Source organism: Kitasatospora albolonga (assembly GCF_039535905.1).
In the GTDB taxonomy this organism is placed as follows: Bacteria; Actinomycetota; Actinomycetes; order Streptomycetales; family Streptomycetaceae; genus Kitasatospora; species Kitasatospora albolonga.
Map to the genome: position 1 here is coordinate 65994 of NZ_BAAAYB010000138.1, position 14282 is coordinate 80275.

General features: G+C 75.4%; 14 protein-coding genes. 7 read left to right on the forward strand and 7 right to left on the reverse strand.

The features are described from left to right. Positions 1-3: 3 nt before the first annotated feature. The 5 genes from ABD946_RS33760 to ABD946_RS33780 all read right to left on the reverse strand — a co-directional run bounded on the left by ABD946_RS33760 (position 4) and on the right by ABD946_RS33780 (position 4763). Positions 4-813 (reverse strand): hypothetical protein, encoded by an 810-nt coding sequence (locus ABD946_RS33760; RefSeq protein ID WP_345289462.1) that lies wholly within the window; start codon positions 811-813, stop codon positions 4-6. Then, on the reverse strand, positions 810-2639 hold the full coding sequence (locus tag ABD946_RS33765) for a GMC family oxidoreductase (protein WP_345289463.1): 1830 nt from the start codon (positions 2637-2639) through the stop codon (positions 810-812). Before ABD946_RS33765 ends, ABD946_RS33760 begins: the two co-directional genes overlap by 4 nt. Further along, positions 2636-3022 (reverse strand): hypothetical protein, encoded by a 387-nt coding sequence (locus ABD946_RS33770; RefSeq protein ID WP_345289464.1) that lies wholly within the window; start codon positions 3020-3022, stop codon positions 2636-2638. Before ABD946_RS33770 ends, ABD946_RS33765 begins: the two co-directional genes overlap by 4 nt. Before the next feature lie 379 nt (positions 3023-3401). Next, entirely contained in the window at positions 3402-4169 is a 768-nt protein-coding gene (locus ABD946_RS33775) for a lysophospholipid acyltransferase family protein (protein ID WP_345289465.1), read from the reverse strand. Positions 4170-4352: 183 nt separating this feature from the next. Continuing rightward, complete coding sequence (locus tag ABD946_RS33780; protein ID WP_345289466.1) at positions 4353-4763, reverse strand: DUF4395 domain-containing protein; 411 nt, start codon at positions 4761-4763, stop codon at positions 4353-4355. Between the two features lie 232 nt (positions 4764-4995). Between ABD946_RS33780 and ABD946_RS33785 the strand changes: the two genes are divergently transcribed. The 3 genes from ABD946_RS33785 to ABD946_RS33795 all read left to right on the forward strand — a co-directional run bounded on the left by ABD946_RS33785 (position 4996) and on the right by ABD946_RS33795 (position 7566). Next, complete coding sequence (locus ABD946_RS33785) at positions 4996-5409, forward strand: TlpA family protein disulfide reductase (protein WP_345289467.1); 414 nt, start codon at positions 4996-4998, stop codon at positions 5407-5409. Positions 5410-5776: 367 nt separating this feature from the next. Further along, the gene (locus ABD946_RS33790) at positions 5777-6562 is read left to right on the forward strand and encodes an electron transfer flavoprotein subunit beta/FixA family protein (RefSeq protein WP_345289468.1); all 786 of its coding nucleotides are present in this window, start codon (positions 5777-5779) and stop codon (positions 6560-6562) included. Between the two features lie 41 nt (positions 6563-6603). Continuing rightward, positions 6604-7566, forward strand: a complete 963-nt coding sequence (locus ABD946_RS33795) for an electron transfer flavoprotein subunit alpha/FixB family protein (protein ID WP_345289469.1) — start codon at positions 6604-6606, stop codon at positions 7564-7566. 220 nt (positions 7567-7786) lie between these two features. Here ABD946_RS33795 and ABD946_RS33800 read toward each other — a convergent pair whose 3' ends face one another. Beyond that, the gene (locus ABD946_RS33800; RefSeq protein WP_345289470.1) at positions 7787-8425 is read right to left on the reverse strand and encodes a nuclear transport factor 2 family protein; all 639 of its coding nucleotides are present in this window, start codon (positions 8423-8425) and stop codon (positions 7787-7789) included. 332 nt (positions 8426-8757) lie between these two features. Between ABD946_RS33800 and ABD946_RS33805 the strand changes: the two genes are divergently transcribed. Beyond that, positions 8758-10113 (forward strand): NsdA family TPR-like regulatory protein, encoded by a 1356-nt coding sequence (locus ABD946_RS33805; RefSeq protein ID WP_345289471.1) that lies wholly within the window; start codon positions 8758-8760, stop codon positions 10111-10113. A 94-nt stretch (positions 10114-10207) separates the two neighbouring features. On the opposite strand, the gene ABD946_RS33810 is transcribed toward ABD946_RS33805, so the two are convergent. Then, complete coding sequence (locus ABD946_RS33810; protein ID WP_345289472.1) at positions 10208-10684, reverse strand: hypothetical protein; 477 nt, start codon at positions 10682-10684, stop codon at positions 10208-10210. Between the two features lie 963 nt (positions 10685-11647). Here ABD946_RS33810 and ABD946_RS33815 point away from each other — a divergent pair. The 3 genes from ABD946_RS33815 to ABD946_RS33825 all read left to right on the forward strand — a co-directional run bounded on the left by ABD946_RS33815 (position 11648) and on the right by ABD946_RS33825 (position 14216). Then, a complete protein-coding gene (locus tag ABD946_RS33815) occupies positions 11648-11980 on the forward strand; it encodes a hypothetical protein (protein ID WP_345289473.1) in 333 nt (110 codons plus the stop codon). Between the two features lie 276 nt (positions 11981-12256). Then, positions 12257-12448: a hypothetical protein gene (locus ABD946_RS33820; RefSeq protein ID WP_345289474.1), complete on the forward strand. Its 192-nt coding sequence runs from the start codon at positions 12257-12259 to the stop codon at positions 12446-12448. Between the two features lie 361 nt (positions 12449-12809). Next, on the forward strand, positions 12810-14216 hold the full coding sequence (locus ABD946_RS33825; RefSeq protein ID WP_345289475.1) for an acyl-CoA synthetase: 1407 nt from the start codon (positions 12810-12812) through the stop codon (positions 14214-14216). Positions 14217-14282 lie beyond the last annotated feature (66 nt).

Consider the following 14282-nt stretch of genomic DNA (forward strand, 5'->3'; position numbering starts at 1 on the left):
CCGTCAGCGGGTGGGCAGGTAGTAGGGCCGCTGGTGGGCGGCGACCGGGGGCGACTGGTAGGCCCAGGCCGCCGTGGCCGGGGTGTCGCCGAGCAGGGCGGCCAGGTCCTGGCCGACCGGGGAGCCGGGGGCGTGCAGGGCCAGGCGGGTTCCGGTGCCCTCCAGGTCGTACCAGGTGCCGGGGTGGTGGACCGCCATCGGGCCGGCCAGTGCCCGGCCCTCCGCGGTGGTGCCGTAGCCGGTGATCGGCGTGTGGTTGACCACGGTGGACGGACGGTCCGTCAGGTCGACCTCGAAGGAGAGCAGCGGCCCGCTCCCGTCCCGGCAGTCCACCCGCCAGGTGCGGCCGTCATCCGGCCCGTTCGGCGAGGGCATCAGGGACTCGAAGCTCCCCGGGTACTTGGGTTCGGCGTACAGGCGGCGGCCGGCGTCGATCGCCAGCGGGTTGTCGCAGAGCACGTGGATCCGGGCGATGCCGGTCAGCCCGGTCCGCTCCCAGCCGTGGGCGTACTGGCGGTACGTCAGCTCGGGGAGCCGGTCGGCCGCGCCGACGGGGTGCGCCAGCAGGTTGACCTCGATCTCCTGGGTGATGCCGCCGCCGCCCGGGTACTGCGCGAAGTACAGCTGGTAGTTGACGGAGACCACCGCGCTGCCCTCGAACTCGGCGGCGGCCAGGGCCGGGTGGTGCTTGCCCAGCAGGGCGCGGACCGGGCCCGGGTCGACCAGGAAGTCCAGGCCGACCATGTGCAGCGCGCCGTAGTGGAACGGCACCCGGTACGGCTCGGGGACGGGCGGCAGGGGCAGGGGGCTCATCGGGGCACTCCGGTGGGCGAGACGGTGGCGGGGCGGTCGCGCTCGGCCAGCTCGGCCTCGATCCGCTCGGTGGAGCGCAGGGCCAGCGCGGCCATGGTCAGGGTCGGGTTGGAGGTGGCCACCGAGGGCATCGAGCCGCAGCCGACCGCGTACAGGCCGGGGTGGTCCCAGCAGCGCTGCCACTGGTCCACCACCGAGTCGGCGGGGGAGTGGCCCATCAGGTGGGTGCCCGCGCCGTGCCCGGCGCCCCGGTAGGCGTAGGCGCGGCCGTCCCGCTCGAAGCGCCCGGGCCACAGGGCGGCCGGCGAGTAGTCGGTGTGGTCCTCGGCGCCGAGCAGGGCGAAGAGCTGGTCGGAGACGGCCGCGGCGGCGGCCATGCCGTCCCGGACGTACGCGTCGACGTCGTAGCGGACCACCGGGCGGGGCAGGCCGAGCGGATCCCGCAGGGTCGGGTGCAGGGTGATCCGGTTGGCCGGGTCCGGCGGCTGGTCCAGCTCGAACTGCAGGGCGAACTGACGGCCGATCCGGTCCGTCACGGCGGCCCGCAGCTCCGGGCCGAAGTGCCCGCGCCCGTCCGGCCCGCCCTCGCGCAGCAGTCGGGCGATCTCGCCCGAGGGTGCGCCGGCGGCCCAGGCCCAGCCCCAGTTGCCGATCTCCACCCGGAACCCGGCGCGGCGGGCCCGGCCCGCCCCGGTGCGGAAGCCCTCCAGACCGGAGGTCGAGCCCGGTCCCCGGTAGGGGCCGGTCTGATCGGGCATCAGGCCCCAGGTGAGCAGCACCGGGTGGTCCATCAGGTTGCGCCCCAGCTGGCCGCTGCGGTTCGCCAGACCGGAGAGCAGCAGCAGCTTGGCGTTCTCGACGGCGTGCGCGGTGAGCACCACCACGTCGGCCGTGGCGGCGCGGCGCCGGACCTCGCCCCGGTGGTCCAGCCACTCCACGCCGGTGGCCCGGCCGGTGCCGTCCACCAGCACCCGGCTCACCACGGCCTGCTCCACCAGGGTCACCGAGCGGGCCCAGGTGCCCTGGGTGCGCAGCGGCGTGTACTTCGCGCCCGAGGGGCAGTGCGGGATGCAGGACGCGTGCCCCTGGCAGCGGCTCTCCGGGTCGGGGCGGCCGTCCGCTCCCTGCGGCAGGAAGCCGCGGCCGCGGTCGTAGCCGGGGTGGGGGAGCCCGTTACGGGCCTGCGGGGTGCCGGTGACCCGCAGCTCGACCAGCTCCCCGGTGACCGGGTCGGTGACCTTGCGGGTGTCCAGCTTGCAGGCCATCACGGTGTCGAGGTGACTGGGCGGCAGGGCGCGCATCGGGTAGACGTACCCGTCCGGGTACTCCAGGCCGAGCCGCTCGCGCTGCTCGGTGACGTCCGCGCAGACGCCCAACTCCCGCTCCGCCTCCCGGTACCAGGGCTCCAGGGCGGTGTAGTCCAGCGGCCAGTCCCGCCCCCGGCCGTAGCGCGAGGGGCGGAAGTCCTCCGGCAGCATCCGCGGGGCCAGCCCCGTCCAGACGTTCCCGGTGCCGCCGGTGGCGCGCAGGTAGCCGCTGCCGTACGGGAGCGGTCCGGCCTGGACCAGGTAGCCGCCGGGCGCGGGCGGGTCGGTGACCTCCGGCCAGGGCGCGCCGGCGGTCTGCGGGAAGGCGAGGGTCGGCAGCTTGAGCGGCCCGGCCGACTGCGCCGCCAGCAGCTCGGCCGTACCGGGTGGCCGGGCCCCGGCCTCCAGCACCAGCACCCGCCGGCCGAGCGCACCGAGCCGGGCGGCCACCAGGGAGCCCGCCACCCCGGAGCCGACCACGATCACGTCGTAGTGCCGGTCCGCGGCCCCGGCGCTCACGGCCGGGCCCCCGGCACCGGCGGCTGCGACCAGCCGCCGAAGCCGTCCGCCCCGGCGCCCGGGGCGTGGGTGCCGACGGCCCGCCAGACCAGCCCGGCCTCGTACGCCCGGGCCGAGACCGGGACGGGCAGCCCGCCGCCCAGCGCCCAGCTGCCGGTGTACCAGAGCAGGGCGAGCGCCCGGGCGCCGTCCAGCGGCGCACCCGGGCGGGCGCCGTCCCGCAGCACCTGCCGCAGCCCTTCGGGGCCGAGTTCGCGCAGGGCCACCGCGCGGTACTCCGCGGCCCGGCCGGTGGCGAGCAGTTCGCCCTCGGTGTGGCCCGTCAATTCCGCCGAGACGGCCAGGAACCGGGCCGTCTCCTCTTCTTCGCACCACGCTGACACGGGCCGTCACCTCCGCCGACAGTTCGTCAGGACACTGTCCGCAATCGCTGCCCCGGTGGGGGGAGCTCATGCACGGCGGGATGAGGATGGCGAGATTCCGCCCTCCCGGGGCAGGACCGGTACCCGGCCGTGTCAGGTCGGAGACGTTCCGGGAATACCGTCGGAGCACGGACGGAGCTACTGCGGGGGTGGCGTGATGGAGGGTCAGGGACGGGGAGCGCGGCTGTGGGCGTTCCTGCGGTGGTTGCTCCGGCCGGTCGGAGGGCGGGACCGGCCGCACTCGCCCGCGGCGGAGGAGTCCCGGAGCCGGTGGTGGCCCTTCTGAGCCGACGGGGCGGGCCGCCGGAACGGATCCGGTGGCCCGCCCCGCCCGGAGGGGTCAGCGCTGGGCGCGGCGCTCGGCCTTGGCGGCGGCCTCCGCCTCGTCCTCGGCCTCCGCCTGCTCCAGGGTGGGAGCGGTGCCGCCGAGGTGGGCGGGCATCCACCAGGTGTCGTCCGGGCCGGCCGGCTTGCCCGGGTACTCGCGCTGGGCGCGGTCGAGCATCTCGGTCATCGCGGCCCGCAGGCGCCGGGTGACCATCACCGGCTTGTCCTCGGGGGTCAGCACGATCGGCTCGCCGATCATGATGGTGACCGGGACGTGACGCTTGGTCAGGGTCTTGGGCCGGCCCTTGGTCCACAGCTGCTGGGTGCCCCAGAGCACCACCGGCAGCAGCGGGGTCCCGGAGTCGGCCGCCATCCGGGCCGCGCCGGTCTTGAACTTCTTCAGGGTGAACGAGCGGCTGATGGTCGCCTCGGGGAACACCCCGACCACCTCGCCCTCGCGCAGCGCCTTGACCGCCGCCTCGTACGCGGGCTGGCCGTCGGCGCGGTCCACCGGGATGTGCTTCATGCCGCGCATCAGCGGGCCGGAGACGGCGTGCTTGAAGACGTCGTCCTTGGCCATGAAGCGGGTTTTGCGCCTGCCGCCCTTGAAGGCGCCGAGGCCGGCGAAGAGGAAGTCCAGGTAGCTGATGTGATTGCTCACCAGCACCGCGCCGCCCTCGGCGGGGATGTGCTCGGCGCCGACGATCTCGATCCGGCAGTCCAGCGCTCTGAAGGCGGTCAGCGCCGCCGCGATCACCGGCGGGTAGACGAACTCTGCCACGGTCAGCCCTACTTCCAGCGGGCCTGGGCCCGGTCGGGTGGCCCCGGGGTGCGGGTGGGGCCGACCGGAGGCGGGCACGCCGCGGTGGCCACGGGGTGATACAGGCGCATGATCCCCCGAAGCGGGGGTCGATGTCACGCCGGTCCGCACCGTGGCCGCCGCGGCGGGCGGGATCGCGGGTGCTCAGCCGCCGGGGCGGAGTTGGTTCCGGCGCAGCAGGAGGTACATCTCACAGCCGAGGCAGTAGCCGAAGGCCGCGTTCAGGAAGGCGGCGCCGAGCGCGGCCGCGGTGGCCGCCAGGCCCAGGACGGGCGCTCCGGCGAGGTACCCGACCGTGCCGACCAGGGCGAACGCGAGGCCGACCCCCTGGGCGAAGCGGGGCGGGCGGTCGTCCTCCAGCTCGGCCGGCGGGCCGAGCCGCGGGCGGACGGCCACCCGGTAGAGCCATCCGTAGGGGGAGCGGCCCGCGAGGGAGAGGGCGAAGACGGCGGCCTGGGCGGCCAGCGGCCACCAGCTGCCGGTGACCAGGACGGCGGCCAGGACGAGGGAGGTGAGCGCGGCGGCGAAGCGCGGCCCGCGCGGGTCGATCTGCACGTGGACTCCGAGGTGACGGAACGGACTGCGAGCTGACGGAGTCTCAGCGACAGTGGCTCGTCGTGACCCGGCACAGGTCGATCACTCGACGGCGGGTCAGACGGGCGGAGTCCATGGACCGGATCGTACGCCCGGCGGCGGGTGCGGCCCAGGGGTGTCCGGCAGGTGGTCGCGGGCGGCCCCGGGCCGGGGGCGTGGCCCCCTTCCGGGTGAGATGCCGCACACTGGTGCGGTGACCGGGTTGTGGGTGTGCGTCGGAGTGCTGGTGCTCGCGGGCGGATTCGGCCTGGCGAGGAAGCGGTGGGACGGGAGGGTGAAGGTGCGGACCAAGGACGCCTCGCAGGTGCTGGTGGCGGACGAGCTGGGCGCGGAGCTCGGGGAGCGGGCCACCCTGGTGCAGTTCTCCACCGCCTTCTGCCAGCCCTGCCGGGCCACCAAACGGGTGCTCGGCGAGGTGGCCCAGATGGTGCCGGGCGTGGCGCACGTGGAGGTGGACGCCGAGCTCAACCTCGACCTGGTCCGCCGGCTGGACATCCTGCGCACACCGACCGTCCTGGTCCTGGACGCGGCCGGCCGGGTGGTCCGCCGCGCCTCCGGCCAGCCCCGCCGCGCGGACGTCATAGCCGCCCTGGGCGAGGCGATCTGACGGACGGTCCGAGCCCCCGTCCGCTCGGGTGGATCTTGTCAATACCGTCCGATCTCGTTCAATCTCACAGCGGATCGGCCGCCCCGTCAGGGGGTACGCGGCGCCGCCTGGGGCAGGATGGGGCGCAGACGGCAGTGCGGTCGTCCTGGGCCCTCCGGGCCGTGGGCGGCACGGGGTGCGGAGCGCCCGGCCGGACTGCGGCAGAGCTAAGCTACTGGCCAGTAGTGACGGCTAAGCTACTCGCGAGTATGCTGCCAGCAAGTTCCGGACGGGCACAGGAATCCGCTGCCCGGAGTGGGTGCGTGGCGTGTTCGCATCCACTCGCGCGGCCGCTGCCGCCGGACGAGACCAGTACAGGAGACAGGCCGTGAGCTTGAGGATCGTTGTCTGTGTGAAGTACGTGCCCGACGCGACCGGTGACCGTCGCTTCGCGGACGACACCACCACCGACCGGGACGCCGTCGACGGCCTCCTGTCGGAGCTGGACGAGTACGGCGTGGAGCAGGCGCTCCGCATCGCCGAGGCCCACGGCGACGCCGAGGTGACCGTCCTCACCGTCGGCCCGGACGACGCCAAGGACGCGCTGCGCAAGGCGCTGTCGATGGGCGCCGACAAGGCCGTCCACGTGAACGACGACGACATCCACGGCACCGACGTGATCGGCACCTCGGCGATCGTCGCCAAGGCCCTGGAGAACGTCGGCTACGACCTGGTCGTCTGCGGCATGGCCTCCACCGACGGCACCATGGGCGTCCTGCCGGCCCTGCTCGCCGAGCGCCTGGGCGTCCCGCAGGCCACCCTGCTCTCCGAGGTCTCCCTGGAGGGCACCACGGTCAAGGGCCGCCGCGACGGCGACGCCGCCACCGAGCAGCTCGAGGCCGAGCTGCCGGCCGTGATCTCGGTCACCGACCAGTCCGGCGAGGCCCGTTACCCCTCCTTCAAGGGGATCATGGCCGCCAAGAAGAAGCCGGTCCAGTCGCTGGACCTGGACGACCTGGGCATCGAGGCGGACGAGGTCGGCCTGGCCGGCTCCTGGACCGCCGTCGAGGCCATCGCGGCCCGCCCGGCCCGCACCGCCGGCACCATCGTCAAGGACGAGGGCGAGGGCGGCAAGGCGCTGGCCTCCTACCTGGCCGAGCAGAAGTTCATCTGACCACCCGTTAGTGCCCCACGATCCATCAGGAGCAAGAAATCATGGCTGAGATCCTGGTTCTCGTGGACCACGCCGACGGTGTGGTCCGCAAGCCGGCCCTCGAACTGCTGACCCTGGCCCGCCGCATCGGCGAACCCTCGGCGGTCGTCCTGGGCGCCGGTGCCGCCGCCGCCGACATCGCCGCCAAGGCGGGCGAGTTCGGTGCGGCCAAGGTGTACGTCGCCGACGCCGACGAGTTCACCTCCCAGCTGGTCGTCCCCAAGGTCGACGCGCTGACCCAGATCGCCAAGGCCTCCGGTGCCGCGGCCGTCCTGGTCACCTCCTCCGGCGAGGGCAAGGAGGTCGCGGCCCGCGTGGCGCTGCGCCTCGAGTCCGGCATCATCACCGACGCGGTCGACCTGGAGGCCGGCGACGGCGGTCCGGTCGCCACCCAGTCGGTCTTCGCGGCCTCCTTCCAGGTCAAGTCGAAGGTCTCCAAGGGCACCCCGGTCATCACCGTGAAGCCGAACTCGACCAGCCCCGAGGCCGCCCCGGCCGCCGGCGCCGTCGAGAACGTCGCGGTCGAGTTCACCGGCAAGGCCGCCAAGGTCACCGCCCGCACCGCCCGCGTCTCCTCCGGCCGCCCGGAGCTGACCGAGGCCGCGATCGTGGTCTCCGGTGGCCGCGGCGTCGGTGCCGCCGAGGGCTTCGGCGTGGTCGAGGAGCTGGCCGACGCGCTCGGCGCGGCCGTCGGTGCCTCGCGCGCCGCCGTCGACGCCGGCTGGTACCCGCACACCAACCAGGTCGGCCAGACCGGCAAGCAGGTCTCCCCGCAGCTGTACGTCGCGGCGGGCATCTCCGGCGCGATCCAGCACCGGGCCGGCATGCAGACCTCGAAGACCATCGTGGCCGTCAACAAGGACCCCGAGGCCCCGATCTTCGAGCTGGTCGACTACGGCGTGGTCGGCGACCTGTTCGCCGTCCTGCCGCAGCTCACCGCCGAGGTGAAGGCCCGCAAGGGCTGAGCCCGCCTCCAGGCACCCGGAGCCCCCGCCGGAGCGTCACGCTCCGGCGGGGGCTCCGCCGTTCCCGCGAGCGGGCCCTTCCCGGAGGGCCCGGCCGTAGGGCGGTGGTCCGGCCGGCTGGTGGGTCAGTGGGTCAGGACCGCGTCCGGGCGCGGCCGGAGGTCACCGTGCGGGACCGCGGACACCCCGGACACCCCGGGCACCGGGGCCTGAGGGGCCGTCAGCCGCCAGCAGGTCGGTGCGTCCTCCCGGCCGAGGTCGTAGAGGCGGTACTCGGTGCGCGGGCCCGTGGCGGTGGCCAGGGTCGACTGGAGCAGCACCTGGTCCCCGTCGGTGACGGTCCGTTCCAGCCGCCGGGTGCCGGTCCGCAGCTGCCGCGGTCCGTACCCGTGTGCGCCGAACCGGCCGCACAGCCGCTCGGCGTACGCGAACTCGCCTCGGCGCCGAGCAGCGCCAGCGCCCGTTCGGTGAGGCGCCGATGGGAATCGGGGGCCGGGATCTCGTAGCGCCGCAGATGGAGCGGGGCGAAGGGCCGCTCCGGCAGGGCGCCCAGGGCGTCCCAGTGCTCGACCAGCAGGCCGTCGTGCACCCGGAACAGGTCGACCGCGCCGAGCGGGCCGCCGGGCAGGCCCTCGCAGACGCCGACCAGGACGAGGAGCTCGCCCTCGCACAGGGTCAGTTCGAGGCCGTACCGGAAGTCCGGCGGCAGCCCGGTGAGGACGGCGCCGAGCCGGTCGGCCGGGCCGGGGTCGGTCACGGCCCCGTGCTCGCGGTAGTGCGGGGCGCACAGGGCGTCGGCCGCCGCCCGGTCCAGGGTGTCGAAGGCTCGCTCGATCCGGCGGGCCAGATGGTGCGTCACACCGATCTCCTCGGCTCTGTCGTGGCGGCGCCCCGGAGTGTGCGGGGCGCGGGCTCCGGCACGTGGCGGCCGGGCCACTCTGATGCATCGGGTGGGACGGGGGACGACTCCAGTGGTCCGGGGGGAGCGGTGTGTCAAGACTGGCGCGCCGTCAAGAGGTCGTGCACCGACGCTTCTGCGGGGCGAGCGCGGAGTGCAGGGAGCGGCGCACCACCAGCGCGTGCTCCCCTGCGCCGATGAACCACCGTTCGCTGGGCGCTCACCGGCTCGTTCCACCGGGCATGACGGGATCGGCACCCCGCCGCCCGGCAGGTCGAACAGTGGAGGCCGCCATGCCCCGAACACCCCAGGACAACGTGGCCCTGCGCCTGCTGCTGGCGCAGGCCGGCTGGACCGGGGAGGAGTTCGCCCGGGCCGTCAACGCCGTCGGGCGGGAGAGCGGACTGCGCCTGCACTACCAGCGGGCCTCGGTCAGCCAGTGGCTCAGCGGTACCCGGCCCAGGCCGCCGGTGCCGCTGCTGATCGCCGAGGCGCTCTCCCGGCGGCTGGGGCGGCCGGTCGACCCCGTCGAGGCCGGGCTGGCCGGGGCCGGGGCGGGAGGTTTCGGGTCGGGAGGTGTCGGGTCCGACGGGGCGTCCTCCGACGGGACGTCGGGGGACGGGGCGGAGGCTCGGTACGCGCCGGGGCTGCTGCGGGCCGGGGCCGCGGTGTACCGCACCGCCGACCTGGAGCTGCTGCCGCCGAGGCCCGGGGTGGTCCGCCCCCGGCGCCCGGTGGAGGGCGGCGGCGAGCGGCTCGGCGGACGGCACGTGGCCTGTGTCGAGGAGCTGACCGCACAGTTCTCGTACAGCGACCACCTGACCGGCTCGGGCACCGTGCTCCGGGCCCTGAGCGGCTTCACCACCAGCGTCGCGCTGCCCTGGCTGCGGCTCAGCGCCAGCCCCGTCACCCGCCGCTCGCTGCTGGGCAGTTGTGCCCGGCTGGTCACCCTCGGCGGCTTCCTGCACCTCGACCACGGGCGGAACGGGACGGCCCAGCGCTGGTACCTCACGGCGGCCGAACTCGCCGACGAGAGCGGTGAACCGAAGACCCTCGCCCTGGTGCTGCGGGCGCTCAGCGTGCAGGCGCACCGGCTCGGCCACCACGAGGCCGCGCTCCGGCTGGCCGATCGGGCACTGTCCGTGGCGGGCCGCTCCGACCCGCGCACGCTGGCCTTACTGCACGGTCAACTCGCCCTGGCCCGCGCCTCGGTGGGCCGGCACCGGGAGGCCGTCGGGGCGATCCGGCAGGCCGAGCGGGAGCTCGACCGGGCCACCGGCCCGTGGCCCAGCATCGGCGGCTACAACGCCGCGGCCCTGGCCCACCAGCGGGCCGAGGTGCGGCAGCGCATCGGCGATCGGGCCGGGGCCCTCAGCGATCTGCGGCTCTCCACCCGGCTGCGGCCGGCCCAGGAGCCCCGGGCACAGGCGCTGGTGCTCGCCCGGCTCGGGGAACTCCACCTCGAGGCGGGGGAGTTGGACGCCGCCTGCCTGGCCTGGGAACGCTTCCTGAGCCTGCGCACCGGGCTGCGGTCCCGTCGGATCGACGAGGCCCAGGCCGCGATGCGGGCGGCCCTGCTGCCGCACCGGCGCAGCCCGCACGCCTCGCACCTGCTCAACTCCCGCTCCACGGGGGGCTTCCGGCCCTGACCGGGGGAGTCGGAGGTGGGGAGGGAGTCGGAGGTGGTGAGGCGGAGGGAGGGGGGACGGCGAGTCGGGTGATGGCGGGTGGTGGGGCGTGCGGTCATGGGGGCGGGGTCCGCCTCGCCTCCTGTTCCGCGTACGCGGTGAACGCGTAGGCGCAGCCCGTCCACACGTGGATCCGGGTGGTGCCGGTCCCGTCGGGGCCGTCTTCGGCTCGCCGCGACGCGTGGGCCACCTGCCCCAGGTCGGTGTCGGTGACCACGGGGGCCTCCCAGGTGCCGCCGAGGGTGGCGGTGGCGGTGGCGAGCGCGCCCAGAGGGTCGTCGCGGTCCAGGCCGGTGGGGCCGAGCAGGGCGCGGAGGCCGTCGGAGTCCGTCTGGATCCGGCAGCCCGGCTCGCCGATCCGGGCCCGGACCGTCCGTGCGAGTCGCTCCGCCGAGCCGGGGACGGGCACCTCGGCCTCCACGGTCACGGACACCACCATGCCGAACAGGTCGTCGAGGAGGCCGCCGAGCTCGACCGCCTCCTCGGGGGTCAGGCCGCCTTCGAGCACCAGGTCCTCGGGTTCGTCGCTCACCCGCGCGACTCTCCCAGCCGGGATCCCGGGCGGCAATGCCTTTCCCGCCCGGGCCGGGGGAGCCACTGGTGACGGGTGGGGCGCACGGGCCGTCGAGGCGAGCGCTCCGACGCTCCGTCAGCACACCACCGTGCGCCCCTGGGTGGAGACGATCCGGGGCCGGTCCGATTCCGAAGATCACGGGGTGTGCCGGGCGGGGTGTCCGGCCATCGGACCAAGGACGGAGACGGCACGTGCACCGGTCGACGAGGACGGAGTTCTTCCGAACGGAAGGCGCCATGACGGACCAGGTCACCGTGGTGACCGCGTTCGACCACCCGGCGCGGGGCACCGTTCACTGCCCGGCCGCGCCCCTGCTGGCGGCCTGGCTGGAGGTGCTCGGCATCCCGCACACGACCGGCCCGGTCGTGCCCCGGGGCGCGGCCGAACCGGCCGAGCGGCACCAGGGCCGCCCCGGCCTGCTGGCCACCACCTACCTGGACCCGGCGGGCCGCCCGGTCGGCCTGGCGGCCGCCGCGCCCGCCCGCCTCGCCGGGGCGGCCCGCCGGGCGGTGCTCGGCTTCACGGCGGCGCTGCGCACCCGCCGGGTCCTGCTGCCCGGACCGCCCGCCCCCTGCGCGGCCTGGCCGCCCGTCACCACCCCGAGGCCGCGTCCGGCCGGCGCGCCTGACGGTCCGTCGGTCCTGCCGCCGCCGGCCGTCGGTCCGCTCGCCGCCGGACGGTCCGCCGGCTGCTCCGCCGCCGTCCAGGCCCGGCGGACTGCCGACAGTCGCCTCGCGGAGGGCGAGACGCTGCTGCTGGTGGGCACCGGCACCGGCGCCTACGGCACCGGGCTGCCCCGGGTCGTGCTCCCCGGCCACCCCGAGGATTTGACGGTGGGTACGGTGGAGCAGGCCGAACGGATCGCACCGCCACCCGGAGCGGCTGGCCTTCGTCACCGCGCCCTGCACTCCCGTGCAGGAGGTGCGGGACATCCTGACGGTGCTGCGCCGCAGGTTCCCGGCCCTGCGCGGCCAGCACCCCGACCAGTGGTGCTACCGCGCCTCGGACCTGCGCGACGCGGCCGAGTCGGCGGTCCGGCAGAGCGACCTCGTGCTGCTGCTCGGCTCCTTCGGCCCGGTGCTGCCCGACTGGCTCCCGGCCGGCCGCACGGTCCGCCCGGCGGCCTGGCCGGGCTGCGGCCCGAAACTGCTCGCCGAGGCCGCCACCCTGACGGTCCTCGAACCCGTGCCGGGCCCGCCCGGCTCGCTGACCACGGCCGGGCTGCTGACGGTGCTCGGCGGTCTCGCCCGCTGAGCACGGTGGACCGCCGGCGGCCAGCGAGGTCCGTGGTGTCACGGCGGGCCTCCCCGGTGCTGTGCAGAACGCCGCCGTGTCAAGCACCCGCTGACGGAGGAACCGCAGGTCGGCGGGGTGACGGGTGGTCAGGAGCCGGTCGGCGTTCATCCGACGGATGCCCCGGGGCGGGTGGCGGCCCCGTGAACGGGCCGCCGCCGCCCGCCCGACGATGGCGGTACGACCGGACGACGACCGCTCGGTGGCGTGCCCGAGCGGAGAGTGGATGGCATCCCGATGGAAGAGCTCCAGACCGGCGCGACCAAGCCGAGGCACCTCACCTGTGCCCGCTGCAACTCCGCCGTCGAGGCGGAGTACGCGGGGGAGACGGTGGACGCCGAAGGCCGTCGGCTGCACACCTGGCGGGGCGGCGCCTGCCGGAACCCACAGTGCTCGGAGGCCGCCGGCCGGGGCATGGCGGGCCTCTGACGTCAGGGAGCCGGGGAACTGCGCGGTGGGGGACGGCAGTGCGTGCAGCTGGCTCGTTTGCCCCGATCTCGCAGTTGGCTGCCTTCCGGGCTCGCGCAGTTCCTCGCGCCCCTGGGGTGTTGCCCTGCCGTCTGTCGGTGGGTCGGTGACGGATGGGAGTGGCCTGTGGGGGCGCGGGGAACTGCGCGGTGGGGGACGGCAGTGCGTGCAGCTGGCTCGTTTGCCCCGATCTCGCAGTGGGCTGCCTTCCGGGCTCGCGCAGTTCCTCGCGCCCCTGGGGTGTTGCCCTGCCGTCCGTCGGTGGGTCGGTGGGACGCACCTCGTGGCTGGTGGGTGACGGCACGCCGGTAGAGTCCGGGCCATGGGACTCCTGACGGCACTGGACGGTGCGTACGGCGATGCCGCCGACGCCCTGGTGATCGACGGTCATCCGCTCTCCCGGGAGCACCTGCTGGGTGCCGCCGCCGCGGTGGCCGACCGGGTGGCCGGGGCCCCCGCGTTGGCGGTGCTGGCCACGCCGAGCGCGCAGACCGTGGTGGCCGTGGTGGGCGGGCTGCTGGCAGGGGTGCCGGTGGTGCCGCTGCCGCCGGACTCCGGGCCCAAGGAGCGCGAGCACATCCTCCGGGACTCGGGCGCAGCCCTGCTGGCGCAGGCCGCGGGCGCCGCGCCGGTGGACGGGATCGAGGCGCTGCCGGTGGACCTGACGGTCCGTTCGGCCGCGACGTACGCCGAACCGCCCGCCGACCGGCCCGCGTTCGTGCTCTACACCTCCGGCACCACCGGCGCCCCGAAGGGCGCGGTGATCCCGCGCTCCGCCGTGGCAGCCGGCCTGGACGCGCTGGCCGAGGCCTGGCGGTGGAGCGCCGAGGACACCCTGGTGCACGGCCTGCCGCTGTTCCACGTCCATGGCCTGGTGCTCGGCGTGCTGGGAGCGCTGCGCACCGGCAGCCGGCTGGTGCACACCGGCCGCCCCGCGCCGCAGGCGTACGCCGCGGCGGGCGGCTCGCTCTACTTCGGGGTGCCGACCGTCTGGTCCCGCGTCACCGCTGACGCGCCGTCGGCCCGCGCGCTGGCGGGGGCGCGGCTGCTGGTCTCCGGCAGCGCCCCGCTGCCCACGCCGGTCTTCGAGCGGCTGCACGCGCTGACCGGCCACGCGCCGATCGAGCGGTACGGGATGACCGAGTCGCTGATCACCGTCTCCACCCGGGCCGACGGCGAGCGCCGCCCCGGCAGCGTGGGTCTGCCGTTGGACGGGGTGCGCACCCGCCTGGTCGGCGAGGACGGCGGACCGGTCGAGCCCGACGGCGAGAGCGTGGGCGAGCTCCAGGTGGCCGGGCCGACGCTGTTCACGGGGTACCTGAACCGGCCGGACGCGGACGCCGAGGCGTGGACCGCCGACGGCTGGTTCCGCACCGGGGACGTCGCGGTGGTCGAGCCGGACGGCTTCCACCGGATCGTCGGCCGGGCCTCGGTGGACCTGATCAAGAGCGGCGGCTACAAGATCGGCGCCGGCGAGGTGGAGGCCGCGCTGCGCGACCACCCCGCGGTGGCCGACGCGGCCGTGGTCGGTGCGCCCGATCCGGACCTCGGTCAGACCGTGGTCGCCTACGTCGTCGCCGACGGTTCGGTGACGGGCGATCAGCTCACGGCCTTCGTGGCGCAACGGCTCTCCGTGCACAAGCGGCCCCGGCGGGTGGTGCTGGTGCCCGACCTCCCGAGGAACGCGATGGGCAAGGTGCTGAAGAAGCGGCTGCCCGAGTTGGACTGAGCTCCCGGCCCGGTGGGCAGGCGTGCCTGCCCTGAACAGGTCAGGAAGCTGGCGCGTGCGGCTGAC

Excerpts from the sequence above, each read along its gene's own strand:
- ABD946_RS33825 (WP_345289475.1), top strand. The coding sequence starts at position 12,810 with ATGGGACTCCTGACGGCACTGGACGGTGCGTACGGCGATGCCGCCGAC.
- ABD946_RS33760 (WP_345289462.1), bottom strand. The coding sequence starts at position 813 with ATGAGCCCCCTGCCCCTGCCGCCCGTCCCCGAGCCGTACCGGGTGCCG.
- ABD946_RS33820 (WP_345289474.1), top strand. The coding sequence starts at position 12,257 with ATGGAAGAGCTCCAGACCGGCGCGACCAAGCCGAGGCACCTCACCTGT.
- ABD946_RS33805 (WP_345289471.1), top strand. The coding sequence starts at position 8,758 with ATGCCCCGAACACCCCAGGACAACGTGGCCCTGCGCCTGCTGCTGGCG.
- ABD946_RS33795 (WP_345289469.1), top strand. The coding sequence starts at position 6,604 with ATGGCTGAGATCCTGGTTCTCGTGGACCACGCCGACGGTGTGGTCCGC.